This window comes from Embleya scabrispora DSM 41855 (assembly GCF_000372745.1).
Classification (GTDB): domain Bacteria; phylum Actinomycetota; class Actinomycetes; order Streptomycetales; family Streptomycetaceae; genus Embleya; species Embleya scabrispora.
In genome coordinates, this window is record NZ_KB889596.1 from 70,313 (window position 1) to 96,185 (window position 25,873).

The window sequence follows — 25,873 nt, forward strand, 5'->3', positions numbered from 1 at the left end:
ACGGAGAACGGCGCGATGAGCGGCTTCCTCGACAAGGCCAAGAAGATGGCCGAAGACACCATGAACACCGGCAAGCACAAGGTCGAGGAGGTCCAGGTGGGCCGGGAGGCACACACACTGCTCAGGCAGTTGGGCACCGCCTACTGGAGAGAGCAGCGCAGCGGCGGCTCGCACGAGGAGGTCACCCGGGCACTCGCCGCACTGGACGAGCACGTGGCCAAGCACGGCGACGCGGCACTGCGCGGCTGAACCGACGACCGCGGGCCGGTGCACGGGTCGCCGGCACCGGGAGTGGGCCGGCTTCGGTCACCCCACCCCGTCGCGACGCGTCCTGTGCCTGTGCGGCACGCATCGGTCAGGCGGCGCTGTCCTCGCGGACCGCCGCCGCACCCGCGAAATCACGCCGAGAACCCGCGGCCGCATCCGCCGCGGGGTCCCCGAACGCCGAGGAACGGTTCTCCTCGGCCTTGCGGCGCCGACGCCGCCGCACGTAGGTGACGACGCCGGCGACGATACCGATCGCGACGATCGCGGCCCCTATCCAACCGGGGACACTCGCCGCCGACGGGTACGCGCTGCCCGCGAGTCGGCCCAGCATGATCGAGCCGGGCACCCACACCAGGATCCCGACCGCGTTCCACGGCGCGAAGCGCCGATAGGGCATGCCCGCGGCACCGGCGAGCCGGGGCAGCAGGGTCCGGGCGAAGGCGACCCAACGGCCCAGCATCACGGTCACGCCACCGGCGCCGCGGCCGCGGGTGAACATCTCCTCGGCCCGTTCCCAACGAGGCTCGCCCACCCGGCGCCCCAGCCGCCCGGTCCTTATACGTTCACTGCGATGTCTGCCCGAGAGGTAGCCCAGAGTGTCCCCGATCAACGCGGCGGAGGTCGCGATGATCAACACGGGGACCAGTGCCAGGTGACCCGTGGAGGTGAGCAGTCCGCCCAGCAGGAGCACCGGTTCGGCGGGCGCGAACACGCCCAGGAGCAGCCCGGTCTCGATGACGGCGACCAGAGCGATCACGACATAGGCGTACAGCGGCGGTAGATCTCCCAGCCGCTCCACCCACTCGTGCACGGCATCCACGTGGAACCTCCCCGTTAGGCCGCTTGCCATGTGGCCTGACAAGCATCCGCCCTCAATCGTGTCAACGGATCCTGCGCGCGGCCGAATTCCCACCTACTCCCCTGGCCGTACAAAGGTGACGTCGGTCATCCGTCCCCCGGCCGCCGGCGCACCGCTCCCGGGACCGGACGGATGGCCCGCGACGGCCGCCCTCTACGTTGGATGCCATGAACGACATCGAAATCCGACCGGCGGGCCGAGACGACATCGCCGCGATCGTAGGGCTTCTGGTGGACGACGTGCTCGGTTCGGGGCGGGACTCGCAGGAGGACCTGACCCCGTACCTGGCGGCCTTCGAGCGCCTGGCGGCCGATCCGAACCAGGAACTGGTCGTGATGACCGGGCCGGACACGGCGAGCGGCGGCCGCAAGGTGATCGGCACGCTCCAGCTGACCATCATCCCGGGCCTGTCCCAGCGCGGTACGACTCGCGCCCTGGTGGAGGCGGTACGCATCGACAGTGCCGAACGCGGCGGCGGCCTGGGCACGATACTGATGCGCTGGACCATCGAACGTGCGCGCGAACGCGGCGCGAGTCTGGTCCAACTCACCTCCAACGGCACCCGCGAGAACGCCCACCGCTTCTACCGCAACCTCGGCTTCACCGACTCCCACGTGGGCTTCAAGCTCACCCTCTGAGCGGGGCTCGGGGGGCGGAGTGGCCAGGGCCTACGAACGCTCGCCCAGCTCGACCCGGACGCCGATCGTCCCCGCCTTCCCGCGCCGCAGTCGGCTGCCGAGCAGGGTCATCCACCCGACGATGCCGAACTTGCGTCGGATCAGGCCGCGGTAGCGCTCCGTACCGGCGGCGTCCAACAACGACGCGTGGCCGGGCACCGCCTCTCCGTGCGCCTTGCCGCGCACATCGCATGCGGTGACCGTGACCTTCCCGCTGTTGCGGAGCCGTTTCACCTTGCCGGAGTCCCGCGCGGTCCACACACCGAGCGCGTCGCCGTCGCGAAACACCCATACGGGCGTGCCCACCGCGCGCCCGTCCCGGCGGAACGTGGTCAACAGGACGTACTTGCCGGCCGCGAGCCGGTCCAGGTCCGCGGGCACCCGAGGCGAAGTCATGCGCGCGAGTCTAGAGCGCACGCGCGGCGCGGATACGGCGCGCACGAAGCGGTCGCCAAGATCGTCCACGACCCGACCTGCCGGACGTGCGGCCCGGGATGGGACGATGATCGGATGTCGCGCACATCGGAGGAAACCCGCGTCCAGGTTCGCCCTGCGACCGAGGCCGACGGTACGAGTCTTGCCGAGATCGACCACCTCACCTGGTCGCCCACCGTCACGCCGGCCCCGCGCTGGGCCGCGGACAAGGTCTTCTTCCGCAGCGCCGACCACGTGCGCGACACGCTCGTCGCCCACGAGGGCGATCTCGTCCTGGGCTATGTACAGCTGGAGCGCTCGACGTTGTGCCCGGCCTCCGGGCACGTGCAGATCGTCAACGGGCTCGCGGTGCACCCCGACCACCAGGGCCGCCGGATCGGCCGGGCGCTGCTCGTGGCGGCCGAGGCCGAGGCACGCAGGCGCGGGGCCCGCCGGATCACCCTGCGGGTACTCGGCGGCAACACCGCCGCCCGGGCCCTGTACCTGGCCGCCGGCTACCGGATCGAGGGCGTCCTGGAGGGCGAGTTCCTGCTCGGCGGACGCTATGTCGACGACGTGCTGATGGCCCTGGACCTCACGAACGGGGCTTCGCTCCCGCGTACTTGACCGCCTCGGCGACCGGCACGTCGCCGCCGACCACCTCCAGGGTCTTGCCGATCGTGCCGGGCTCGGCGACCAGCTCGGCCAAAATCGCCGCCACATCGTCCCGGCGGATCGCTCCGCGTCCCTCGCTCTCGGACAGCGCGATCAACCCGGTGCCGGGATCGTCGGTGAGCCGCCCCGGGCGCAGGATGGTCACGTCGAGCGCGCCGCGCGAACGCAGGTCCTCGTCGGCCTCGCCCTTGGCCTTGAGGTAGAGCGCGAAGTCCGGGTCGGTGTCGGCGGGCGGCCGGGTCGAGGCGCCCATCGAGGACACGATCACGTAGCGCCGCACGCCCGCGTCCTCCGCCGCGTCGGCCAGAAGTACCGCGCCGCCGTAGTCGACCGTCATCGTGCGCTCGCGGGTACTGTCCGGCCCCGCGCCCGCCGCGAACACCACCGCGTCGGCGCCGACCAGGTGCTCGACGACCTCTTCGACCGACGCCCGCTCCAGATCGCACAGGACCGGCTCGGCGCCGGCCGCGACCAGGTCGTTCGCATGGTCGGGATTGCGAATGAACCCGACCACCGTGTGTCCGCGATCGGCGAGCAGCCGCTCCAGCCGAAGTGCGATCTTTCCGTGTCCACCCGCAATGACAATATGCATGTATCCGACCGTAAGGTCATGAACCGGGACATCGGCCGGCGTGGCTCCGCGACACGATCAGGTTCCACTGTTCGGCTGCTGCTTGTTCGGCTTGCGATCGGGGGCCGCGCCGGCGCGGCCCCCGTGGGCACCGTCGTCGGGCGCCGCCGACGGCCCCGGCCACCCTCACGGCGACGTGCGGGCGGCCACGCCTACAGTCCCGTGCCATGACGATCACCTCGGGTCCGACCATCACCACGGACCTCGCCCACACCCGCGACCTGCTCTTCTCGTACTACAACGCGACCGCCCGCGAGACCGGCTATCCGGGCTGGGAGAACCCCGACCAACTACCGCCCTACTTCGGCGTCGACCACGACGACCCGGCCGGCTACTACGCCCACCCCGGCGCCTACTTCACCGCGCTCCTGGACGGCCGTCCCGCCGGCGGTGTCGGAGTCCACCTGCTCGACGCCGACACCGCCGAGGTCAAGCGCCTGTACGTGCTCCCGCACGCCCGCGGATACGGCGTCGCCCGCGCGTTGATGGCCCGCCTGCACACCCACGCCCGGACGGTCGGCGCACACCGCGTCGTGCTGGACTGCCTGCCGCAACGCACCGGAGCGATCAGCCTGTATCGGGCCCTGGGCTACCGGGACATCCCGCCGTACCGCGACGATCACGGCCTCCTCCCGCTCGCGTGCTTCGAACTCTCCCTGCACGGCGGGCACGCCACACACACCGAGCCCACCGAGCCCACCGACTGATCGAACCGCCAGGCGGGCACGACCGAGGCATTCGGGTCAACCGCGGCACACCCATCCGCCGCGTCGACCAACCCACCCACCGTCCCCCATTTGCCGTAACCTGCCCCATCGCTTCCCCGCACGATCGGGCGGATTTCGCCCTTTGCCCTCCCTCGCGCCCCGCAGCCGTTCTATCGTCACCCCGTTCGGTGTCACCCGTACGGAAGGGGCCGGTCGTGACCCGAGGAGGCATCGGTGCGGCGCGCGTCGGCAAGGCACTGGGGCTCGTCCCCCGCCAGGTCCGCCTCGCCGCCCGAACAGGACTGCTCGCACAACACCAGGACGGCACCTTCGACGCCGACGCGGTCGCCCGCGCCGCCGCCGACCCCGGCCCCTTCCTCACCGCACTCAGTCGCGAAGAACCGCTCACCGCCACCGAGGCCGCGCACCGGTTGGGCATCAGCCGTGAGTGCTTCCGGCGGGTCGCCCGGGCCGCCGGGCTGCCGGTCGTGGATCGGGTGCGGGTGTCCCGGTACGGCCGGGACCTGGAGGTGCGCTACTACCGCACCGCCGACGTGGACACGCTGCATCCGCACATCACCGCGGATCGCGAACTGCGCGAGGCCGCCCGCCGAGTGGCCCGGTCGCTGGCCGCGACCAAGGCCGCCGCCACCCGGGCGCACAACCGCGAACGTGCGCACCACGCGCGCAGCTACCTCGCGACGCTGGCTCCCGACCGGCAGACCGACCCGGCCGACGTGATCGCCTTCGCATGCGCGATGGCCTGCCTGCACGGCACCGCGCCCGCGCGACTGCGCCGGTTCATGGGCGACCCGCGCGTCCGCGACATCGCCGAGATCGGCGACCAGTGTCGCTACAAGCCGAACGAGATCGCCGACCTGCTCGCCACCGCCACGCCGCGCGCGCTCACCGCGTTGCGCTCCCTCGCCCGACCGCACCGGGTGTGGGCGACGCTGGGCGTGCCCGCCGAGGACATCGCCCACCGCGTGCCGTCGATCGAGCACCACATCAGCACCGACCTGCTGCACCAATTGGCCACCGACCCGCCGCGCTGGCTGCTGGAGCTGCACGCCGACCGCGAACTCGAACACGCCACCGCCGCGGTCACCCGCTGGCTCGATCGCGAATGGCACGCCCAACAGCGCCGCGCCGAGGCGGTGTGCCGCGCCGCCGAGGCGGTCATCGACCACCTCACCGACGACGCCGTGGCCGAACTCTTCGGGTTGCCGGAGGAATTGGTCCTGAACCTGCGCCCACGCAGCAACAAGTGGACCACCGCCTACGTCGAGGAACTCCTGCACACGCGCCCACTGTGGCTGCGCAGCCAGGCTCTCGCCCGGGTCGAGATCGCCCGCCGAGCCACCGCCCGCGCCCGCCGCGAAACCGCCCGCGCCCAACGCCGCCTCAGCTGGCGCCGCACCTGGGCCAGAGCCCTGTCCATCCCCCTGGAAGCCGTCCCCGACACGGTCGAACGCCCCACCCCCGCCGCCCTGCAAACAGCCCGAACCCATCCCCCGCACTGGGCCCGCCCCCACTGATCGGCCCTGCCCGTCCCACTCGTCACCGACCCGGGGCCGCCGGTGTCGGCCCCGCCCGGCATGCTGTCCCTGGCCGTCGTGCTGCGACCGGCCGGGTCCGCCGCAGGGTGGTGGGCACGCGGCCCGGCCTCCCCTCCGGAGGCCGGGCCGCGTTACTGCTCGGGCATCAGTTCGGCGGCCACGACGGCGCCCAACTCGGTACAGGCCGCCAAGGTGTCGCGGGTGGGCGGGCCGGCGATCTCCACGGGTGGGCGGACGCGCCTCCATTGCAGGCCGGTCGTCACCGACTCGACCGAGCGGACCGCGCCGGTGGTGTCGCTGCCGCCGTGGACGTAGAGGCCGTAAGGGCGGCGGACCGTCTCGTGTAGGCACGGGTAGTAGGCCGAGTCGAAGAAGTGTTTCAGAGCCCCGGACATGTAGCCCAGGTTCGCGGGTGTGCCCAGCAGGTAGCCGTCCGCCTCCAGGACCTCGACCGGCGAGCAGGTGAGTGCCGCCCGGACTCGGACCTCGACACCCTCGATCTCCGGATCACGCGCGCCGGCGAGGGTCGCCTCCAGCATCTCGGCGAGTGTGGGCGAGGGCGTGTGGTGCACGACGAGCAGGATGGCCATGGCCTCACGCTGCCAGAACCGGCACGGTGTCGAAACGCCCCGGTCGGCGACCACCACTCCAATGGGTGAGTTTGTCGTGAAATCGACATCGAGTTCGCCCGCCGCGACGGAGCCCGCCACCTCGGTCGGGCAGGCCGCAACTCACGCCTCCCGCCCGCGCATTCGGGGTCATCAGGTCACTCGTGCGAGTGGACCGCCACGGAAGAGATGGCGATTCCACCCGTTCGCTGCTTTGACACACGCGCACCATTTGTCACGATAAGAGCACTTTAGGTAATACGTCGATAGGCCAACCGGCCGGCACGCCGACCGCCCTGCACCTCGGGGAGAACCACTCACATGCGACTCACCCACATGCGACTGCTGCCCTACCCCCGCTCCAAGTCCCCCGCCGATCCCGACCCCGGCCTCGCCCCCGGCGGCCCCGCCCCCGGCCCGATCCCCGTCGCCGAGGACCCACCCGCCCCCGCGCCGCCCTCCCTCGGCTCCGTGGTTCGCCGCACCCTGGCCCCCGCCGCCACCCACGCCGGCACCGTCCAGACCCGCGGCTTCCACACCGTCTACGCGCTCGCCACGCTCCCGCTGGTGATCGCCCTCCATGCCGCCCTCTGGGCGTTGTCCACCCCCGGGCGCCTCGGCGCCACCCTCCTGGTCCTGTACGGCCTAGGCCGAACCGGGATCCTCACCGCGCACGCCACACACTGAGTGCGCAGCCCGAAGGAGCACCCCCATGGTTCTGTCCGTCTCCGGCGTTCTGCTGCTCGGCGTCATCGCCTACGTCCTCTTCCGCAAGGACGGGCTGAGACTCCCGCATGCCCTCGTCTGTGCCCTCTTCGGGTTCTACCTGGCCGGCAGCTCGATCGCCCCGAACATCGCCGCGAGCGGCGACAGCATCGCCAATCTGCTCAGCGGCCTCAACTTCTGACCGGCCACCTCGTCCCCACCGCCGCCAGGGCGTGTCTTCGAACGCCCGCCGGACGAGCCGCGACACCCGCGACACCACGACACGGTGCCGAGGGCCGCGGATCCGGCGGGCGTTCGAAGACACGCCCTGGCCCCGGCTCACCCCCCCCCGAACCGGGGCCTTTCGCCTGCCCGCATCAACCCCTCACGGAGACCGCATGTCCGCCGGCCCCAAATCCCTCGCCGCCATCGCCCTGCGCGCCAAGGACGGCATCGGCAACACCCGCGCCCGCGCCCACCGCATCAGCCACCACACCCGGGACACCTTCTCCCCCGTGTTCACTCTCAGCCGAGGTCTGAGCCGGCAATTCGCGTGGGCGCGCAACTGGTGGAAGAGCGCCTCGGCGGACCGGCGCAAGGCCGGTGCCGCCGCTGCCGCCGCGGTCCTGCTCGCCCTCTATTTCCTGCCCTATGCCCCGCTGATCGCGCTGCTCCTGGTCCTGGCCGGCGCCGCCTGGCTCGGCCGTGCCGAGAAGCCTCACCCCGATTCCGACGCCGATCCCATCGACGTCAAACTCCAGGCCGTCTACAACGGCCTGGTCCCCCACTTCGCCGACGACCACGACCCCGCCCGGCTGTTCCACCCCGGCGGCCCGTACCGGAACGCCTTCCGACACTGGGAACTCGACGGCGACCGGATCGTCCGCCTCGAACTGACCTACAGCCCCTACTTCACCGACGACGACCCCGCCGCCCGGGCCCGGATCGAACGAGTGCTCCAAGCCAAGACCGGCCGCGGTCGCGAATACCTCTACGAGTGGGACACCGAGAACAACCACCTCACCCTCGCCGCCCTGCCCCCGCTGCCCACGGCCGTACCCGCCCAGCAGTTCGTCACCGCGCCGCGCGAAATCCTGCTCGGCATCACCGACGCCGGCAGCACCAATCGGCGCATCCCCGTGCACGTGGACGACACCATCCGGCAACTCCCGCCCGTCATCTGGCGCACCGGCAGTCGCAGCACCGACCCGCACCTGCTCGCCGTCGCCGCCCCCGGCGCGGGCAAGTCCAACCTGCTGCGCACCATCGCCCTCCAGGCCGCCCGTGACGGCGACATCGTGGTCATCGACGGCAGCGGCTCCGGCGACTACGCGTGCCTGGCCGGCCGGCACAACATCCTGCGAATCGAGACCGGCTACCACGGTGCGCTGGAAACCCTGACCTGGCTGCGCCACGAGACCGAACGCCGGATCGCCGCCGTCACCTGCGCCAAGCAACACGGCACCCCGGTCCCGGACAACGCCCGCCGCCCGCTGTGGGTGATCCTCGACGAGATCACCGAACTCTCCGACCTCGCCGCCGGCCAGGGCACCACCGACCCCCAGGAACTGCTCGACCTCCCGCTGCGCCTGGGTCGCGCCGCGCACATCGGCGTGATCACCAGCGTCCGCCCCACCCACCTGGAGCGGCTGCGCCCCGCGCTGATCGCCGACACGCACGCCCGGGTCGTCCTGGGTCCGCTCGACCCGCAGACCACGCTCACCGTGCTGGGCGCCGGTCCCGGCGTCTCCGGCGGCGAGGACATGCCCCCCGGTCGCGGCTACGTCCGAATCGGCAACGGTCCCGTGGTGCGCATCCAGATCCCGCACACCCCCGACCCGCTGGAGGAGGACACCCCGGAGGCCGAGCGCCGGCGCCTGCTCGCGCTCCTGCCCCGACACACCGACGCCCTCCCCGTCGCCGTGCCCTCGATCTCGCTCGCCAAGGCACCCGAACGCGAGCCCGAACCCACCGGCTGAACCCGGGCACGCCACCCGCGCCCCCTCTCGCGAAGACCCCGTGCGGGCTTGGCGGCAACCCCGTGACGCACCCGCGAAGGCCCTCCGGGCAGCCACGCCCGGGGGGCCTCGACGTGCGCCCGGCGCACCGGCAAATACCCAAAACGCACCACTCCGTCCCCACTCGCGCGCCATGATGGGGGCCCGCACCCCCACGGAGGACGTGGACGCCCAGTGTTCGACCTCGCCAACTTCACCGTCAGCGACATGGTCGTGTGCAGCTCCGAACTGCGCCAGGTCACCGCCGACTCGGCCACCACCGAGGACGCCGCCCGCGCGATCGTGCAGCACCTGCGCACCACCTTCCGCGACCCGCACACCGGGGAGCCCCAACTCGTCCTCGTCCGCCTGTTCCAGACCATGCCCTGGCGCCACCTCACCCCCGACCTGGAACAGCGCGCGCTGCGCCGACAACCCGACCTCACCCCGCACCCCGATCTGCGCTGCCTCACCCTGTTGGCCACCATCGGCGACCAGCGCGACTGGTGCGACCGCACCCGATCGCGCCACCACCAGGTGGTCGCCTTCCCGAACGCGAACGCGGTCCGCCGGGCGCCGATGATCAGCGCCATGTTGGGCCAACTCGGGCTCACCGCCGAGGAGATCGTGGCCGGGCCGCTGCCCACCGACAACGAGTGGGACCGGCACGACATCCACCACATCCCGGACGCGCTCGCCGACGACGCCGTCCCGGACAAGGAGTTCATCCGGGCGAGCGGCATAAAATCCGTGGTCGGCTACGCCGGCAAGCTGCCCGACGGCGAATTGTTCACGGTGCTGATGTTCACCCGCGTACACGTCCCGTCCCGGATCGCCGAACTCTTTCGCACCGTCGCCGTGTCCACCCGGTTGGCCCTGCTCCCGCTCAACACCGCGCCGCTGTTCGCCGGCGGCCCCTCCCAGCACACCCCCACCACCCACGTGGCCGCCGCGCGCCTGGACGCCCTGGAACAACTCCTCGCCGCGCACGAGGGCACCACCGCGCAACAGGCCCTGGTCGCCGAGGACGCCCGCGACCGGGTCCGCTCGCAACAGGAGCAACTGGCGCACAAGCAGCGTCGACTCGACCAGGAAACCCGCATCGTCGAGACCCTCTACAGCGTCGGCCAAAAGCTCACCCGCGAACTCAACCTCGAACGCCTGGTCCAGGCCGCCACCGACGCCGCCACTTCGGTGATCGCCGCCGAGCACGGCATCTTCCGCTACATCGACTACGACACCGGCGGCGTCGCGGACACCCGCTACGCGGTCACCAGCCCGGATCCGACCCTGATCGACCGCCTGCCCCGGCCGCGGCCCTCCCTCGCCGCGCGCAGTCGACCGCAGACCACCACAGCGCCGCCGGTCACCGTGCGCCGCGGCGACCTCACCGAGGATCCCGCCGCCGGCCGACTGCTGCCCTATCGGATCAGCGCCGACGGGCAGGCACCCGTACGCAGTCTGCTGACCATCCCGGTGACCACGGCCACCGGCGAGGACCTCGGCGCGTTCTCGTTCTGCCACACCCGCGCCGACGTGTTCACCGAGCGCGACGAACAACTCGCCCTGGGCATCGCCGCGCAGGCCGCCACCGCGATCGAGAACGCCCGGCTGTTCCGCAGCGTCCGCGACACCGCCGTCGAACTCCAGCGCAGCCTGCTTCCGCAGGTCCCGCCCGACCTGGACGAACTCAACATCGCCTTCCGCTACCTGCCCGGCGCCAAGGGCCAACAGGTCGGCGGCGACTGGTTCGACGTGATCCCGCTGTCGGCCGGCCGGATCGCCCTGGTGGTCGGCGACGTGATGGGCCGAGGTCTCCAAGCCGCCGCCGTGATGGGCCAACTCCGCGCCGCGGTGCGGGCGTACGCGGTGATGGACCTGCCGCCCGGACAGGTGATGCGCCACCTCAACCGCCTGGTCACCGGGCTCGGCGGCGAGGACCAGATCATCACCTGCGTGTACGCGGTCTACGATCCCGGCGACGCCACCATCCACTGGTCCAACGCCGGCCATCTGCCGCCCGCCCTGATCGGCGCCGACGGCAAGGTCGAACTCCTGGAGGACGACCTCGGCGTCCCGCTCGGCCTGGACGGCACCACCTTCGACGACGCGGTGGTCGGCTTCGACACCGGCGACCAACTCCTGCTGTACACGGACGGCCTGGTCGAGTCGCACGACGCCTCGCTCACCGACCGGCTCCAGGAACTGACCGAGCACATCGACAGCGCCACCGGCGGCGCCCACAACGTCGCCGATGTCGCCGACCTGCTCACCAAGACCATGCTCACCGGCCAGGAGCCCGACGACGTGGCGCTGCTGCTGGTGCGTGCCCGGCACAGCGTCGAGCGCACCGCGGGCCTGGATCTGCCACCCACGCCGCGCTCGGCCCGCGAGGCGCGCGACTTCGTCCGCGCCACGCTGGGCCGCTGGGAGCTGACCGACCACAGCGACACCACGTGCTCGGTGGTCACCGAACTCGTCTCCAACGCGGCCGAGCACGCCCGTACGCCGATGGAACTGCGGCTGCGCCACCACCCCGGCCGGCTGATCGTCGAGGTGGTCGACCACGACGGCCGGCTGCCCAAGGAGATCGCCTCGCCCGGCCACGACGAACGACATCGGGGGCTGTGCATCGTGGCCGGTCTGACCACCGATTGGGGCGTGCGTCCCACCGACACCGGAAAGATCGTCTGGGCGGAGATCCGCGATCGTTGAGGCCCGCCTCGCCCGCGGCCGTCGGGACCATCCGCCACACCCGCCCCACCCACACCGTGCCGGGCCGCCACGAGCCGGGCCGACGGGCGCCCCCGCCTTCGCTGTGCGTGGCGACGCGCGGACCGGGCAGGCTCACCTCGACGATTCCCGAGCCGACCAGGCGAGTTTTATGTCACTTTCTCCCATTGATGTAATGAATCATCCGTTTTCGGGTAGCTACCCAACGTCACGAACCCCGGCTCCCCCCCACCGACCCCTCGGTCGGGAATCTTCGGGGCCCGTCACGCGTTCTGCAAACGAACGAGACAGCAAGACCTGTCGATGTGGGTAGACAAGCCAGGAGGCACGATTCATGAGTGAGCGAGCTCTCCGCGGCACACGCCTTGGCGCCACCAGCTACGAGACCGATCGCGGTATCGATCTGGCGCCGCGTCGCACCGTGGAATACGACTGCCCCAGGGGGCACCGCTTCGAGATGCCGTTCTCCGTCGAGGCGGAGATCCCCTCGACGTGGGAGTGCCGCAACTGCGGTGCGGTCGCGCAGTTGGTGGACGGCACGCCGCCGGAGGAAAAGAAGAACAAGGCGACGCGTACACACTGGGACATGCTCATGGAGCGGCGTACCCGGGAAGAGCTGGAAGAGGTGCTCGCCGAGCGCCTCGCCGTGTTGCGGTCGGGTGGGATCAACCTCCACCACGATCCGCGCGACAACCGCAAGAGCGCCTGAGCGAGCACCGCGCGAGCCCGGTCCGGGCGCGTGCGGACCCCGTCGACAGGTGGCACCGACGCCCGGGGCGCCGACGATCTCACGATCGTGGCGCCCCGGGCGTCGTGCCGTCTTCGGTCGAGCCGTATCCGAGCGTGCGCCCTCAGGGCAGCTCGCGCGGCGGCGGCGGGTCCTCGTCGCGGCGCACGTCCTGCGGGTCGATCACCTCGCCGCGCACGATCTTGCCGTCCGGGCGGTGGATCCGCGCCTCGCGCACCACGCCGGAGAAGCGCGGGCTGTTCGCCACCTTGGCGGCCACCACCGTGCCGATCAGTCGCCGGATCAGCGGCCGGGTGAACGGCAGCACGCACAGCAGGCCCAGCACGTCGGTGATGAACCCGGGGATGATCAGCAGGATGCCGCCCAGGATGACCACGCCCGCGTCGGCGGCGGCCCTGGTCACCTCCTTGCCCTGGGCCGCGAGCGCGGTCGGGTCGCTCTGGCCTTCGCGCTGCGCCTGTTCGCCGAGCTCACGAAGCCGGGTCAGCACCCGACGACCCTCGTAGCGGATCACCAGCGAGCCCAGCGCGATGCCGGCCAGGATCAGCAGGAAGGTCCGGCCGGCCCCGATGGCGCCGCCGACCCGGCTGATCACGTAGATCTCGGCCAGCGGCAGCGCGATGATCGGCAGGAGCTTGGCCGCTCGGCGCATCGGGGTACTCACGGAATCACGTCCTCGGCGGGGTGCTACCGGTGGTGCCGGTAGTGCCGGCGGAGCCGGTGCCGTCGGTGCTCCCCGTGCCACCGGTGGCCTCGGGGTGGGCGTCGGCGGTCTCGGGGGTGCTCTCGTTCGGATACTTGCCCACCCGGCGGCCGACGCCCCACGCGGTGACTCGCCACAGCGCCTCGGCGACGATCGAGTTGCTCATCTTGCTGTTGCCGCGCTCGCGTTCGATGAAGGTGATCGGCACCTCCAGGACGCGGTAGCCCTTGCGGATCGCCCGCCAGGCCAGGTCCACCTGGAAGCAGTAGCCCTGCGAGGCGACCTCGTCCAGGCCGATGCCGAGCAGGGTGTCCTTGCGGAAGGCCCGGAAACCGCCGGTGACGTCGTGGATGTCGACGCCGAGCATCAGCCGCGAGTAGGTGCTGCCGCCCTTGGAGATGAGCTTGCGGTGGCCGGGCCAGTTGACCGCGCCGCCGCCGGGGACCCAGCGCGAGCCGAGCACCAGGTCCGCGTCGCGCACCGCTTCGAGCAGGCGCGGCAGTTGCTCGGGCTGGTGCGAGCCGTCCGCGTCCATCTCCACCAGGATGTCGTAGCCGCGGTCGATGCCCCAGCGGAAGCCCGCGATGTAGGCGGCGCCCAGGCCCTCCTTGCCGGCCCGGTGCATCACCTGGATGTGCGGGTCGTGCTCGGCGAGCGTGTCGGCGATGTCGCCGGTGCCGTCGGGGCTGTTGTCGTCGGCGATCAGCACGTCGACGTCGGGCACCGCGGCGCGCAGGCGGGCGACGATCGGCTCGATGTTCTCCGATTCGTTGTAGGTGGGGATGATGACGAGCACCTTGCCGAGATCGGCGAAGCTGGTCTGCTCGCTGTCGGTCACATCATCTCCTTGATGGCGTTGGCGTCGGCGTGGGTGTCGACGCCGGCGTCGGCGGGGGTCGGCGGGATGCCGGGGGTGGTGATCCAGGGCTTGCGTCGACGGCGGAGGATGCCGTACGCGCAGGCGAGAAGACCGACGATAGCCAGGATCCACTCGGGAGCCGAACCGAGTCGCGTGGCGAGTGTGCGGTCGTCGCGCAGCGGAACGTCCATGACCAGGGTGTCCGCGGTGAATTCGCGGGTGCGTTCGACCACTTTTCCGTCCGGCATGACGATCGCGCTGATTCCGGAGGTGGCCGCGATCAGCACCGCGCGGCCGTGCTCGATCGCGCGCAGCCTGGACATCGCGAGTTGCTGCTCGGGCTGCCCGGTGCGGCCGTAGGTGGCGTTGTTGGTCTGTACGACCAGGACTCGGCCGCCGTGGGTGACGGCTTCGCGGGTGACGTTGTCGTAGGCGATCTCGAAGCAGATCACGTCGCCGATCCGGGCCGGGCCCAGTTGCATGACGCCGACGGTCTTGCCGGGGTAGAAGTCGCGCGGGACGCGTTCGAGCCGGCTGATGAACTTGGTGAGCAGTTCGCGCATCGGGATGTACTCGCCGAACGGCACCGGGTGGCGCTTGGTGTAGGAGGCGCCGGGGCCGGTGACCGGGTCCCACACGATGCCCTGGTTCTGGATGTGCGTGGCGTCGGGGCCGGCGACCAGGACGCCGGTGAGCACGGGGACGCCGATGTCCTTGACCGCGCCGTCGATGAGCGCGTACGCGTCGCGTTCCTCGAACGGGTTCAGGTCGGAGGAGTTCTCCGGCCAGATCACCAGTTCGGGCTTCTTCACCTTGCCCGCGCGCACGTCGGCGGCCAGCTTGTGGGTCTGCCGGACGTGGTTGTCCAGGACCGCGCGCCGTTGGCCGAGGAAGTCCAGGCCGGTGCGCGGGACGTTGCCCTGGATGACCGCGATGGTCGCGGTGTCGGGGCCGGCGGCGTCGCCTCCGGTGGGTATGGGGACCGCGTAGGCGCTCGCGGGGACGGCGATCGCCAGGCCGATGGCGCCCAGGGCCAACGGAACGGCGCTGCGCGGCGTACGAGCGCTCTCCGGGCCCTGCGGGCTCTCCGCGGCCGGAGCGTCGCCGGAACTCGCGTAGAGCCCGTACAGGCGCAGTGCGGCCCAGCCGAGCAGGGCGCCGGTGAGGGCGACGGCGAAGGTCACCCCGGGGGCGCCGGCGAGCGCGGCGATCGGGGTGAACGGCGTCGCGGTGTTGGCGAACGCCAGTCGGCCCCAGGGGAAGCCGCCGAACGGGACGCGGTCGCGCACCAGTTCCTCGGCGACCCACAGGCACGCGGTCCACAGCGGCCACAGTCGCAGTCGGCCGATCAGGGTCAGCGCGGCGGCCAACGCGGCGATGTACAGCGCCTGCACCACGGACAGCACGATCCACGCGTCCGGTCCCACCACCCGCAGCCACTTGAGCAGCCACAGCATGAACGGCAGGCCGAACAGCAGGCCGTAGCCGAAGCCGGTGCGGGTGCGCTGCCCGTGTACCGCGATGCCGAGCGCGGCGACCGCGAGGATGCTCAGCGGCCAGATGTCGTAGGGCGGGAACGCGAGCGCGAGCAGCAGGCCGCTGACCAGTGCGGTGACCGGGCGGACGGGGCGGCGGTAGATGCTCACGGCGGTGGCGCGGGTGCGGCGCAGACGCTGCTTGCGAGCGGGTGCCGGCTCCGGGGGCGACATGCCCTCGGGCACTGTGGTGCTGTCGAGCTGCGGCACCGTGGGGCCCCCTCGCTGGGTCGTTGCGGATCGCTGCTGCCGCACGCGGCACGGAATTGCGCCGGTCGGGTGATGCAGTGACGTTACAACGTTCGAGGTGGGAGTTCGGTTTCGGCTCGTGCTCGGTGGTGGGGTGGTGACGGCGGGAGCTCGGTCGCCCTTCGGGCCGGCCCCGGACCGGCTGGCTGTCGGTCGCGGTGGTCGTTGTCTACTGGGCGACCGGGCTCCGCCGCGGTCCCACCTTCCGGCACGGGGTGTGCTCGCGTCCGGCGGGGCGGCTGCACGGGTGCCGCTCTGCCGTTCGTGGCCGCGTGGGGCGGCCTCCCGGGCGCGTGTCATGCCGGTTCCGGACCTGGCGCCCGGTGGCTGTGCCACCTGTGGCCCGGAGGCGTGCGCGTGCTCGGGGAGGGTGTTCTCCTGCCGGTCGTCCTGCGGTGGACCGGGTCGAACGTACTGGGCGATGCGGGCGCGGTGTCAACATCGCACTGACCTGCACGAATACGGTATCGGCGCAGGTCAGCGGCCGGGGTGGTGCGCACTGGTGTGGGTGGTGTGCGCCCGCCGGGTGGCGCAATCGTTCCCCTAATGGGCCCTGACGAGGCTTCCGTACCCCTTCGGCGGGCCGCTCGCGTGGCGGTCGGCCCGGATCGGGGTGGCGGTCGTGTCGGCGTGTCGCGCGCGTTGCGGGCTCCCATGGTGTTGTACACGGGTCGGGGCCCACCGCGCGAGCGAGCACCCGGGGTGCGTTCACCCACATCGACGAGTCGGGCCACCGGTTCAGGCCAGGCAGGCCGCCCCCGAGAAGCCCGTGTAGGCGCCGGGGCGGCTGCGTTCGGTCTCGCCGACGGCGGTCGCCAGCCGGCGGATCGCCTCGGTCAGCGTCGCCGGGTCGTGTGCGTACGGCAGCCGCACGTGGTGCTCGAAGGTCCCGTCCGTGCCGAAATGGGTGCCCGCCGCGATGCGCACGCCGTGCCGGGCCGCGGCCTCGGCCAGGGTCAGGCTGGAGGTGCCGTCGGTGCGCACCCACAGCGACAGGCCGCCGACCGGCATCGCGAACGTCCAGTCGGGCAACCGGTCGGCGAGCGCGTCGGCGAGCGCGCCCCGGGCGGCGCGCAGTGCCGGCAGTCGGCTCTCCAGGATCGCGTCCTCGTGGTCGGTGATCAGGTGGTGGGTGACCAGTTGGTCCAGCACGGGCGCGCCGACGTCGAAGGACGCGCGGGTGGCCGCGATCCGGCGGACCAGGTCCGGGGTGGCCCGGATCCAGCCGATCCGCAGGCCGCCCCAGAAGGTCTTCGAGGTGGACCCGATGGTGACCACGTTGTTGGTCCGGTCGAACCCGGCCATCGGCAGCGGCCGGTCCGCCGGATCGATGTCCAGGGCCAGGTCGAAGCACGTCTCGTCGATGATCAGCGTGGTCCCGGTGTTGCGGGCCAGGTCCGCCAGCGTGCGGCGGATGCCGGCGTCCGCGAGGTGGCCGGTCGGGTTCTGGTAGTCCGGGATCAGGTAGGCCAGTCGGGGCGCGGCCGTGCGCAGGGTGTCGCGCCAGGTCTCCACGTCCCAGCCGGTGTCCGTCATCGGCACCGGGACGAGCCGGTTCCCGGCCTGCCGGATGGCGTCCAGCACGTTGGCGTAGGTGGGCGATTCCACCGCGACCCGGTCGCCGGGGCCGGCCAGGGTGCGCAGCACCAGGGTCACCGCGGCCAGCGCGCCGGGGGTGACCAGGATCTGGTCGGGCGTGGTGGGCACGCCGCGGCGGGTGTAGCGCTGGGCCAGCGTGTCGCGCAGGACCGGCAGGCCGCCGGGCAGGTAGCCGTGGCCGGTGGTGTAGGTGGGCAGCGAGTCGGTGGCGTCGGCGACCGCCTGGTGCAGGGCGCGGCCGGGGCCGGGCAGGGCCGCGACGCCGAGGTCGATCACGCCGGTGGTGGTGCTCGGGCTCAGCCCTCGGGTGGGGATCTCGGTGTGCGTGCCGGGCAGCGTGGTCCAACTGCCGGAGCCGCGGCGGCTGGTCAGGTAGCCGTCGGTGCGCAGGAGTTCGTAGGCGGCGGCGACCGTGGTGCGGCTGATGCCCAGTCGGTCGGCGAGGCCGCGTTCGGCGGGCAGGCGCGCGGTCAGCGGGATCCGACCGTCCAGGAGCAGCGCGCGGATGCGATCGGCGAGCGTGCGGTACGCCGGGCCGGTGCGCGCCGCGGACTGTGTCGTGGTGGTCCAGGGGTGCAGGAGGTCGGCGAGGCGGGTGCTGCTGACGGTCAGGTGAGGCGCACTCATCAGTCCACTCCTGTCGAATTGGCTATGGATCCGTGATCCGGTGTCGGCGATTGTTTCACCGTTGGCTCTTTATTGGCAGTCAGGTGACGAACGAGGTGCGCGGTGGCTTGGTCGTGGGTCCGGCGATTGATCCAGTTGTACGCGGGGCTCACGCTGTACGGGTTCAGCATGGCGTTGATGATCCGGGCCGAGCTGGGCCTGGACCCGTGGGACGTGTTCCACCAGGGGCTCGCGGAGCGCACCGGGTGGAGCTTCGGCGTGGTGACGATCGTGGTGGGCGCCGCGGTGCTGCTGCTGTGGTGGCCGATGCGCCAGCGGCCGGGCCTGGGCACGGTGAGCAACGTATTGGTGATCGGCATCGCCGTGGACGCCTCGCTGCGCTGGTTGCCCGCGCCGGACCCGTTCGGCTGGCAATTGGCCTTCCTGGTCTTCGGAGTGGTGCTGAACGCGGTGGCGGGCGGTGCGTACATCGGCGCGCGGCTGGGTCCGGGTCCGCGGGACGGGCTGATGACCGGGCTGGTGCGGATCACCGGGCGTTCGGTGCGGCTGATCCGTACCGGCATCGAGGTGACCGTCCTGGTGGTGGGCTTCGTCCTGGGCGGGTCGCTCGGGTTGGGCACCGTGTTGTACGCGCTGACCATCGGGCCGCTGGTGCAGGTCTTCCTGCCGCTGCTGACCGTTCCCGAGCGGCGGGCCGAGCCGGTCGCGGCCGGGGAGCCGGGTCCGGTCGCTCCGGTCGCGGAGCAGCCCGGGACGCCGGCCCCGGCGCCGGCCGGCTAGGCCCGCGCGCACGGGGGCGGGGGTCAGGTCCGGCCGAGGGCTCCCTCGGCCTCGTACACCGTGGTGCCCCGCACCGCGGTGCGCAGGCAGCGCGGCAGCGGCAGCTCGGGCGCCAGGTCGGGCAGCCCGGGGGTGCCCGAGCGCGGGTCGGTGGACCAGCCGGAGAGTCGGCTGTCCGGGGCCTGGACGACCAGCTCGGTGGTGTCCCACACCGCGTACGTGGCGGGTGCGCCGGGAACCAGCACACCGGCGTCGTCGCGACCGGTCGCCCGGTGGCCGCCTCGGGTGTGCGCGGCGAACGCGGCGCGCACGCTGATGCGTTGCTCCGGCGTGCGGTGGAAGGCGGCGGCGCGCACGGTGCCCCACGGGTCGAGCGGGGTCACCGGCGCGTCCGAGCCGAACGCGAGCGGTACGCCGGCGGCGCTCAGCGCGGCCAACGGGTTCATCAGCGCGGCGCGTTCGGCGCCCAGGCGGCGTACGTACATGCCGTCCGGGCCGCCCCACGCGGCGTCGAAGGCGGGTTGTACGGAGGCGGTCAGGCCCAGTTCGGCGAACGCCGCGACGGCCTTGGCATCGAGCAGTTCGGCGTGTTCGACCCGGTGTCGCAGCGCCCGGAAGGTCGCGCCGTGCGGGCCCTGGATCAGGGTGCGGGCGGCGGTGGTGACCGCGCCGATCGCGGCGTCGCCGATGGCGTGGAAGCCGGCCTGGACGCCGGCTCGGGTGCACGCGGCGAGGTGGGCGGCGACCTGTTCGGCCGCGAGGTGGGTCAGGCCGGTGCCGGCGGCCGGGTCGTCGGAGTAGGGCGCGTGCAGGCACGCGGTGTGCGAGCCGAGCGAGCCGTCGATGAACAGGTCGCCGCCGAGGCCGTGCGCGCCCAGGTCGGCGCGCAGCGTGCGGGCGTGCTCGGCGTCGTCGGCGAGCGCGCCCCAGTAGCCGACCACGTCCGGGCCGGCCTCGTCCCGGGCCAGCGCCAGCAGCGCCCGGAAGTCGGCCTCGCCGGCGATCTCCGGCCCGCCGCACTCGTGCACCGTGCCGATGCCCAGCGCCGCCGCCCGGGCCCGCGCGACCCGCTGCGCGGCGATGCGATCGGCCGACGTCAGCGCGGCGTTGGCGGCGGCCCGCGCCGCGTGATGCACGCTGCCGGCCAACGGCGCGTCGCCGTGCTCGCCCGGGACCAGGGCGAGCAGCGCGGGCGAGCACGCGGCGGAGTGCACATCGGTACGGGAGAGGTAGACGGTGGCGCCGCCGGTGGCCCGGTCCAACTCGGCGGGGGTGGGCGGGCGTCCCTCCGGCCAGGCGGTGTCGTCCCAGCCGTGGCCGAGCAGCACGTGGCCCACTCCGTACAGGCCGCGCCGCTTGGCGTGGTCCTCCAGCGCGGAGAGCGCGTAGGCGAGCGACGGTGCGCCGGTCAGATCGAGCCCGGTCAGTGCGAGCCCCGTGGCGGTGGCGTGCACGTGCGCGTCCACGAACGCGGGTGTCACCAGCGCGCCCGCCAGGTCGAGCACCGCGTCGACCGCGTCGACGTGGGCCGCGGCGGCCCCCTCGGCGCCGATCCAGGCGATGGTGTCGTTCTCGACGACCATGGCGGTCGCGAAGGGATCGGCCGGACTGTGCACGGCGCCGTTGCGCAGGAGGAGCGTGGTCATGGCCACCAGTGTGGCCCGCCCCGACCCGGCCTCCGGCCGGAGGTCACCCCTTCGGGGGTGTGACGCGCCCCGCGCCGGCCTTCGGAAAGCGGCGCGGGGCAGCCTCGTCCGACCGGCGCGGCGCGGCGTGATGCGGGCCCCCGGGGTCAGAACCGGGGGGCGCGCGCCTCGTACGGGGTGGACAGCACCACCGTGGTGCGAGTGGACACGCCCGCCTGGAGCCGGATGCGGGCCAGCAGCGTCTCCAGGTCCCCCGGAGTCGGCACGCGGACCTTGAGGATGTAGCTCTCGTCCCCCGCGACGCTGTGGCACGCCTCCAGTTCCTCGAGGTCCGCCAGCCGCTCCGGGGCGTCGTCGGGGGCACTGGGGTCGATGGGTTTGACCGAGATGAACGCGGTCAGCGGCAGGCCGATGGCCTCGGTGTCGACCACGGCGGCGTAGCCGCGGATGATGCCGCGTTGTTCGAGTCGGCGCACGCGTTGGTGTGCGGCCGAGGTGGACAGGCCGGTGGCCTTGCCCAGGTCGGTGTAGCTCATCCGCCCGTCTTGCAGGAGCAGTTTGACGATCTGTCGGTCGAGGTCCTCCACACGACGAACCTAGGGCATTGGGGCGTGGCGTGGCGTCCAAGGGCCGCGTCGGAGGCCGTCGTTACAGTGCCCCCATGCCCGCCCAGGACCGTGCCCCAGCGCTGGATCAGCTCGACCGCGCCCTGCTGCGGGTGACCGCGCGGGCCGACACCTCCGCCGCACGGGCCCGGCAACTGCGTTGGGTGGTGGGCGAGTTGCGCCGCGCATTGGCTCAGGAGGGATTCCCGGTCGAGGCCCGCGCCTCGCTCGCCGCGCTGTTGTCGGCCGACCCGATGCGGCGCTATCTGGACCTCGCGCAGAGCGGGCGACTGCGCACCCGGGCGGTGGCGGGGGCCGGCATCTCCACGACGGCGAGCATGCGGGTACGGATGGACTGCCTGGAGATCCTGGCCCGCGCGGGGTCGGTGCCGGTCGCGCTTCCGGAGCGACCGGCGATGCCCGAGCTCAAGACGCCGGTGGGCGCCCGGCAGCGATCGTTGTTGCTGGACTGGCTGGCCGCGCATGCCGATCGCGGCGGCGCGGACCCGGGCCGGATCCGGCTGTTCGCGCTGATCGGAGTGGTCCTGGACACCGGCGCGCGGGTGGGCGAATTGTGCGCGCTGCGGCTGACCGACCTGGGGCCGGACGAGCGCACGGTGCGGATCGTGCGGCGCCCGCAGGCGCGCTCGGTCAACCCGGCGGTCACCGAGGTGTTGCCGCTGTCCGGTCCCACCCGGGCCGCGCTGGGCCGCTGGTTGGACGTACGTGAGGAACTGGTGCGACACGTGCAGGGATCGGTGGCCGCCGTGTGGGTGTCGGTCCGGGGCAACCACTCCGGGGTGCCGGATCGGGACGGCAACTCCCGCCGCCGGCCCGCCGGAATGCCGCTGATGCCGCGCGGACTGGCCCGGGCGTACACGCGCACCGTGGTCCGGCTGAACGTGGACATGGCCGGGCGACCGGGCTGGGAGCCGGTGCCGTATCGGCTGGAGCAGTTGCGCCGGGCGGTGGACACCACCGACGTGGCCGGGTCGAAACGAGAACCGGGTCACGAGGACGGGGGCATCCACGGGGGCGGCTCGGAGTAGCGGCTGCCCCTCGCGTCCCACGCTTGGTCGTCCGTCGTCCGTCGTCCGTCGTCATAGGCGACAGGTGGTGGTTCGTCTGCTTGACTGTGCAACGCAATTGGGCGTCGCGTGGGGAGTGGGCATGGGTGCGCTGGATGGCGTCAAGGTGGTCGAGCTGGCCGGGATCGGACCCGGGCCGTTCGTCGGGATGATGTTGGCCGATGCCGGCGCCGGCGTCATTCGGGTGGATCGACCCGGAGGCGCGTCGATGCCCTCGATGGTGGTCGGACGCGGGCGGTTGGGCACGCTGGAGGTCGACCTCAAGGACCCGGCCGTGCGGGATTCGGTACTGCGGTTGATCGCCGGGGCCGATGTGCTCGTCGAGGGGTTTCGCCCGGGTGTCGCCGAGCGGCTCGGCCTGGGACCGGACGTCTGCCTGGAGCACAACCCCGCCCTCGTCTACGCCCGGATGACCGGCTGGGGGCAGCACGGACCGCTCGCGCCCCGTGCCGGACACGACATCAACTACATCTCCATCTCCGGGGTGTTGCACTCCTTCGCGCGCACCGGCGAGCGTCCGGTCCCGCCGCTGAACCTGGTCGGGGACTACGGCGGCGGCGCGATGTTCTGCGCCTTCGGGATCCTTGCCGCCCTGCTGGCCGCGCGCACGTCCGGGCGCGGCCAGGTCGTCGACGCGGCGATGACCGACGGCTCGGCGCTGCTCAGCGCGTTCATCCACGGCATGCGCGGGCTCGGCGGCTGGGCCGAGCAGCCCGGTGGCAATCTGCTCGACACCGGTGCGCCGTTCTACGACGTGTACACCACCGCCGACGGGCGCCACCTCGCCGTCGGTGCGATCGAACCGCAGTTCTACGCCCTGTTGTTGGCCGGGCTCGGGCTTGCCGAGGAGGAGTTGCCGGCACAGATGGACCGGGCCGGTTGGCCGATCCTGCGCGAGCGGTTCGCCGCGGTGATCGCCGGCCGCACCCGGGACGAGTGGGCGGCGCTGTTCGAGCCGCTGGACGCATGCGTGACGCCCGTGCTGACCTGGGAGGAGGCCGCCGAGCACCCGCACAACCGGGCCCGGGAGACCTTCGTCCAGCCCGACGGCACACTCCAACCCGCTCCGGCCCCCCGACTGTCCGAGACCCCGTCCACCGCCGGGGACACCACGAGCCGGATCGACGCCGCCCTCCTGGAATCCTGGGGCCTGCCCTCGGAGGAAGCCGCGAAGCTGGCCCAGGGTTCCTGACCGAGCAAGCCGAACCGGTCCGCGAGACCCCGTTCGGCGCCCCCCGGCGCCGGACCCGGTGCGAAAAAGCGCATCATGGCATGCCTCTTCGACCCGTGCCCGGAAATCCGCGACAAATGTTTCACCGCGTAGCGATCTCTCTACCATCGGTAGCCGCACCTGCCGACCCACGCGAGGAACCATGGACACCACCGCACTCACCGACACCATCGGGACCGCCCTCCCGCGCGCCCACGCAACCGACCGCGCCCGCACAACCAACGGCGATCACATCGCGCGGCTGCTCGGCGAGACCGCACCCGTGCGGCAACGCGTGCTCCGCCACACCGTCTACCGCGACCTCACCGACATCACCGCGATCCGGGTGTTCATGGAGCACCACGTGTTCGCCGTCTGGGACTTCATGTCCTTGCTCAAGAGCCTGCAACGGCGCCTGACCTGCGTCGAGATCCCGTGGGTGCCGCGCGGGGACGCGGAGATCCGGCGCATGGTCAACGAGATCGTGCTCGGCGAGGAGAGCGACACCACCTCCCTGGGCCCGCTCAGCCATTTCGAGCTCTACCTCGCCGCGATGGACGCCGCCGGCGCCGACACCCGCCCGGCCCGCCGCTTCCTCGGCCTGCTCGTCGACGGAGTCCCGGTGCCCGAGGCCGTCACCGCGTGCGGGGCACCCGCCGGCGCCGCCGCGTTCGTGGCGCGTACCTGGCAGGTCGTCGAGCACGCCCCGCTGCACTGCGTCGCCGCGTCCTTCGCGCTCGGCCGCGAGGAGCTCATCCCGCGCATGTTCGACCACCTCACCGCGCTCGACGACGTGCACGAGGGCCGGCTCGCGGTGTTCGGCGAATACCTGGCCCGGCACATCGAGGTGGACGGCGACGACCACGGCCCGATGGCGCTGCGCCTGCTCGCCCAGTTGTGCACCGCCACCGCGGACCCGGCCCGTGCGTGGCGCGAGAGCGCCGGCACCGTCACCGTCTCGTTGCGCGCCCGCGCCGACCTGTGGGACGCGGTACGCACGGCGATCGACGCGACCCGCCCCGAGGTGCGCTGATCCGGTTCCGGGACTGCCCGGAGCCGTGTGACGTGTCATATGTTGGGCGCGTGACCCACGACGCAGCCCTCTACCCCACAGACCGCCTCGGCCGCGCCCAGAAGGCAGCCGCCGACGCGGGACTGGACGCCCTGCTCATCTCGCCCGGCGCCGACCTGCGCTATCTCACCGGCTACGAGGCGCTTCCGCTGGAGCGCCTCACGTGCCTGGTGGTGCCCGTCGGCGCCGACCCGTTCCTGGTCGTACCCGGCCTGGAGAAGCCCGCAGCCCTCGCGTCACCCGCGGGAGCGCTCGGCATCGACGTGGCCGGCTGGGCCGAGACCGACGACCCGTACGCCCTGATCGCCGACCGGCTGCCCGCGGGCGTGGCCCGGATCGGCCTGGACAACCACATGTGGGCGGAGAAGGTGCTCGCCTTCCGCGCCGCGCTGCCCGCCGCGAAACAGTCGCTCGCCGGCGACGTGTTGCGCGAGTTGCGGATGCGCAAGTCCGCCGCCGAGGTGGCCGCGCTGCGCCGGGCCGGCGCCGCGATCGACCGGGTGCACGCCCGGGTGGGCGAGTGGCTGCGGGCGGGTCGCACCGAGCGCGAGGTCGGCGCGGACATCGCCGACGCGATCATCGCCGAGGGCCACGTCCGGGTGGACTTCGTGATCGTCGGCTCCGGCCCCAACGCCGCGAGCCCGCACCACGACGTGTCCGACCGGGTGATCGAGACCGGCGACGTGGTCGTGGTCGACATCGGCGGCACCACCGCCGACGGCTACTGCTCGGACGAGACGCGCACCTACAGCGTCGGCGAGCCGCCCGCGGAGTTCCGCCGCTACTACGACGTGCTGGAGCGCGCCCAGGCGGCCCAACTCGCCGCGGTGCGACCGGGGTTGACCTGCGAGGCACTCGACGCGGTGGGCCGCGACATGATCACCGAGGCGGGCTACGGCGAGTACTTCATCCACCGCACCGGCCACGGCATCGGCCTGGAGAGCCACGAGGAGCCGTACATCGTCGCGGGCAACCGCCTGCCCCTGGAGCCGGGCATGGCGTTCTCGATCGAGCCCGGCATCTACATCCCCGGCACGCACGGCGCGCGAATCGAGGACATCGTGGTCTGCGCGGAGGACGGCGGCGATCCGATGAACCTGCGCCCGCACGGGTTGGTCGTGCTGTAACCCGTTCGAGGCGGTCGGCCGCACCCGCCGTCCACGAACGCCGGACGGGCCGTGATCGGCCCGGCGTTCGCGGACCGGGGCGGGCCGGCCGCCTCGACGGGTGCCGGCGAGACCGCGTGGGTACCGGGTGGGCACGGGCGGTCGCCGTACGATCGTGCGCAACGACCGGGGGGCGAACCCCACCCGGTCCGCC

General features: G+C 72.4%; 25 protein-coding genes. 15 read left to right on the plus strand and 10 right to left on the minus strand.

The features are described from left to right. Nucleotides 1–15 precede the first annotated feature (15 nt). Nucleotides 16–249 (plus strand): hypothetical protein, encoded by a 234-nt coding sequence (locus A3IC_RS0109885; RefSeq protein WP_026218073.1) that lies wholly within the window; start codon nucleotides 16–18, stop codon nucleotides 247–249. A gap of 106 nt (nucleotides 250–355) precedes the next feature. On the opposite strand, the gene A3IC_RS53440 is transcribed toward A3IC_RS0109885, so the two are convergent. Then, the gene (locus A3IC_RS53440; RefSeq protein ID WP_020549899.1) at nucleotides 356–1,087 is read right to left on the minus strand and encodes a DedA family protein; all 732 of its coding nucleotides are present in this window, start codon (nucleotides 1,085–1,087) and stop codon (nucleotides 356–358) included. Between the two features lie 206 nt (nucleotides 1,088–1,293). On the opposite strand from A3IC_RS53440, the gene A3IC_RS0109895 reads away from it, so the two are divergent. Continuing rightward, a complete protein-coding gene (locus A3IC_RS0109895; RefSeq protein ID WP_020549900.1) occupies nucleotides 1,294–1,764 on the plus strand; it encodes a GNAT family N-acetyltransferase in 471 nt (156 codons plus the stop codon). Nucleotides 1,765–1,794: 30 nt separating this feature from the next. On the opposite strand, the gene A3IC_RS0109900 is transcribed toward A3IC_RS0109895, so the two are convergent. Further along, a complete protein-coding gene (locus A3IC_RS0109900; protein WP_040876376.1) occupies nucleotides 1,795–2,199 on the minus strand; it encodes a PPOX class F420-dependent oxidoreductase in 405 nt (134 codons plus the stop codon). Nucleotides 2,200–2,313: 114 nt separating this feature from the next. Here A3IC_RS0109900 and A3IC_RS0109905 point away from each other — a divergent pair, with 114 nt between their 5' ends. After that, a complete protein-coding gene (locus A3IC_RS0109905) occupies nucleotides 2,314–2,844 on the plus strand; it encodes a GNAT family N-acetyltransferase (protein ID WP_020549902.1) in 531 nt (176 codons plus the stop codon). Here A3IC_RS0109905 and A3IC_RS0109910 read toward each other — a convergent pair. Next, nucleotides 2,813–3,484 (minus strand): SDR family oxidoreductase, encoded by a 672-nt coding sequence (locus A3IC_RS0109910; RefSeq protein WP_020549903.1) that lies wholly within the window; start codon nucleotides 3,482–3,484, stop codon nucleotides 2,813–2,815. The two genes, A3IC_RS0109905 and A3IC_RS0109910, sit on opposite strands and share 32 nt — an antisense overlap. A 206-nt stretch (nucleotides 3,485–3,690) precedes the next feature. Here A3IC_RS0109910 and A3IC_RS62035 point away from each other — a divergent pair, with 206 nt between their 5' ends. Then, the gene (locus A3IC_RS62035) at nucleotides 3,691–4,230 is read left to right on the plus strand and encodes a GNAT family N-acetyltransferase (protein ID WP_020549904.1); all 540 of its coding nucleotides are present in this window, start codon (nucleotides 3,691–3,693) and stop codon (nucleotides 4,228–4,230) included. Between the two features lie 215 nt (nucleotides 4,231–4,445). Continuing rightward, complete coding sequence (locus A3IC_RS68460; protein WP_020549905.1) at nucleotides 4,446–5,768, plus strand: hypothetical protein; 1,323 nt, start codon at nucleotides 4,446–4,448, stop codon at nucleotides 5,766–5,768. Nucleotides 5,769–5,920: 152 nt separating this feature from the next. Here A3IC_RS68460 and A3IC_RS0109925 read toward each other — a convergent pair whose 3' ends face one another. Continuing rightward, on the minus strand, nucleotides 5,921–6,379 hold the full coding sequence (locus A3IC_RS0109925) for a flavodoxin family protein (protein WP_026218074.1): 459 nt from the start codon (nucleotides 6,377–6,379) through the stop codon (nucleotides 5,921–5,923). A 339-nt stretch (nucleotides 6,380–6,718) separates the two neighbouring features. Here A3IC_RS0109925 and A3IC_RS68465 point away from each other — a divergent pair, with 339 nt between their 5' ends. From A3IC_RS68465 to A3IC_RS0109950, 5 genes are all read left to right on the plus strand, one after another. Beyond that, nucleotides 6,719–7,084 carry a hypothetical protein gene (locus A3IC_RS68465; RefSeq protein WP_020549907.1) on the plus strand — a complete coding sequence of 122 codons (366 nt, stop codon included), beginning with the start codon at nucleotides 6,719–6,721 and terminating at the stop codon, nucleotides 7,082–7,084. Between the two features lie 25 nt (nucleotides 7,085–7,109). Then, entirely contained in the window at nucleotides 7,110–7,304 is a 195-nt protein-coding gene (locus A3IC_RS0109935) for a hypothetical protein (RefSeq protein ID WP_020549908.1), read from the plus strand. Nucleotides 7,305–7,500: 196 nt separating this feature from the next. Then, a complete protein-coding gene (locus tag A3IC_RS53460; protein WP_020549909.1) occupies nucleotides 7,501–9,081 on the plus strand; it encodes an ATP-binding protein in 1,581 nt (526 codons plus the stop codon). A gap of 213 nt (nucleotides 9,082–9,294) precedes the next feature. Next, nucleotides 9,295–11,814 carry an ATP-binding SpoIIE family protein phosphatase gene (locus A3IC_RS62045; RefSeq protein ID WP_052173364.1) on the plus strand — a complete coding sequence of 840 codons (2,520 nt, stop codon included), beginning with the start codon at nucleotides 9,295–9,297 and terminating at the stop codon, nucleotides 11,812–11,814. Nucleotides 11,815–12,166: 352 nt separating this feature from the next. After that, entirely contained in the window at nucleotides 12,167–12,541 is a 375-nt protein-coding gene (locus tag A3IC_RS0109950) for an RNA polymerase-binding protein RbpA (RefSeq protein WP_020549910.1), read from the plus strand. Between the two features lie 142 nt (nucleotides 12,542–12,683). Here the strand turns inward: A3IC_RS0109950 and A3IC_RS53470 are convergent, their stop codons facing one another. The 4 genes from A3IC_RS53470 to yczR form a co-directional block, all read right to left on the minus strand. Next, on the minus strand, nucleotides 12,684–13,244 hold the full coding sequence (locus A3IC_RS53470; RefSeq protein ID WP_158695878.1) for an FxsA family protein: 561 nt from the start codon (nucleotides 13,242–13,244) through the stop codon (nucleotides 12,684–12,686). A gap of 4 nt (nucleotides 13,245–13,248) precedes the next feature. Continuing rightward, on the minus strand, nucleotides 13,249–14,121 hold the full coding sequence (locus tag A3IC_RS0109960; protein WP_020549912.1) for a polyprenol monophosphomannose synthase: 873 nt from the start codon (nucleotides 14,119–14,121) through the stop codon (nucleotides 13,249–13,251). Continuing rightward, a complete protein-coding gene (gene lnt / locus A3IC_RS0109965; protein ID WP_079026362.1) occupies nucleotides 14,118–15,851 on the minus strand; it encodes an apolipoprotein N-acyltransferase in 1,734 nt (577 codons plus the stop codon). Before lnt ends, A3IC_RS0109960 begins: the two co-directional genes overlap by 4 nt. Before the next feature lie 813 nt (nucleotides 15,852–16,664). Beyond that, nucleotides 16,665–18,152, minus strand: a complete 1,488-nt coding sequence (gene yczR / locus A3IC_RS53475; RefSeq protein WP_020549914.1) for a MocR-like transcription factor YczR — start codon at nucleotides 18,150–18,152, stop codon at nucleotides 16,665–16,667. A gap of 168 nt (nucleotides 18,153–18,320) precedes the next feature. Here yczR and yczE point away from each other — a divergent pair, with 168 nt between their 5' ends. Next, the gene (gene yczE, locus A3IC_RS53480) at nucleotides 18,321–18,932 is read left to right on the plus strand and encodes a membrane protein YczE (RefSeq protein ID WP_245599200.1); all 612 of its coding nucleotides are present in this window, start codon (nucleotides 18,321–18,323) and stop codon (nucleotides 18,930–18,932) included. Between the two features lie 23 nt (nucleotides 18,933–18,955). Here yczE and A3IC_RS0109980 read toward each other — a convergent pair whose 3' ends face one another. Further along, the gene (locus tag A3IC_RS0109980) at nucleotides 18,956–20,578 is read right to left on the minus strand and encodes an amidohydrolase (RefSeq protein ID WP_020549916.1); all 1,623 of its coding nucleotides are present in this window, start codon (nucleotides 20,576–20,578) and stop codon (nucleotides 18,956–18,958) included. Between the two features lie 146 nt (nucleotides 20,579–20,724). Further along, on the minus strand, nucleotides 20,725–21,165 hold the full coding sequence (locus A3IC_RS0109985; protein ID WP_020549917.1) for an Lrp/AsnC family transcriptional regulator: 441 nt from the start codon (nucleotides 21,163–21,165) through the stop codon (nucleotides 20,725–20,727). Between the two features lie 74 nt (nucleotides 21,166–21,239). Between A3IC_RS0109985 and A3IC_RS53485 the strand changes: the two genes are divergently transcribed. The 4 genes from A3IC_RS53485 to A3IC_RS0110005 all read left to right on the plus strand — a co-directional run bounded on the left by A3IC_RS53485 (nucleotide 21,240) and on the right by A3IC_RS0110005 (nucleotide 25,680). Continuing rightward, a complete protein-coding gene (locus A3IC_RS53485) occupies nucleotides 21,240–22,232 on the plus strand; it encodes a tyrosine-type recombinase/integrase (protein ID WP_052173365.1) in 993 nt (330 codons plus the stop codon). Between the two features lie 121 nt (nucleotides 22,233–22,353). Beyond that, nucleotides 22,354–23,463 carry a CaiB/BaiF CoA transferase family protein gene (locus A3IC_RS53490; RefSeq protein ID WP_020549918.1) on the plus strand — a complete coding sequence of 370 codons (1,110 nt, stop codon included), beginning with the start codon at nucleotides 22,354–22,356 and terminating at the stop codon, nucleotides 23,461–23,463. 181 nt (nucleotides 23,464–23,644) lie between these two features. Beyond that, nucleotides 23,645–24,514: a DUF3050 domain-containing protein gene (locus tag A3IC_RS0110000; protein WP_020549919.1), complete on the plus strand. Its 870-nt coding sequence runs from the start codon at nucleotides 23,645–23,647 to the stop codon at nucleotides 24,512–24,514. 50 nt (nucleotides 24,515–24,564) lie between these two features. Next, a complete protein-coding gene (locus tag A3IC_RS0110005; protein ID WP_020549920.1) occupies nucleotides 24,565–25,680 on the plus strand; it encodes a M24 family metallopeptidase in 1,116 nt (371 codons plus the stop codon). Nucleotides 25,681–25,873 lie beyond the last annotated feature (193 nt).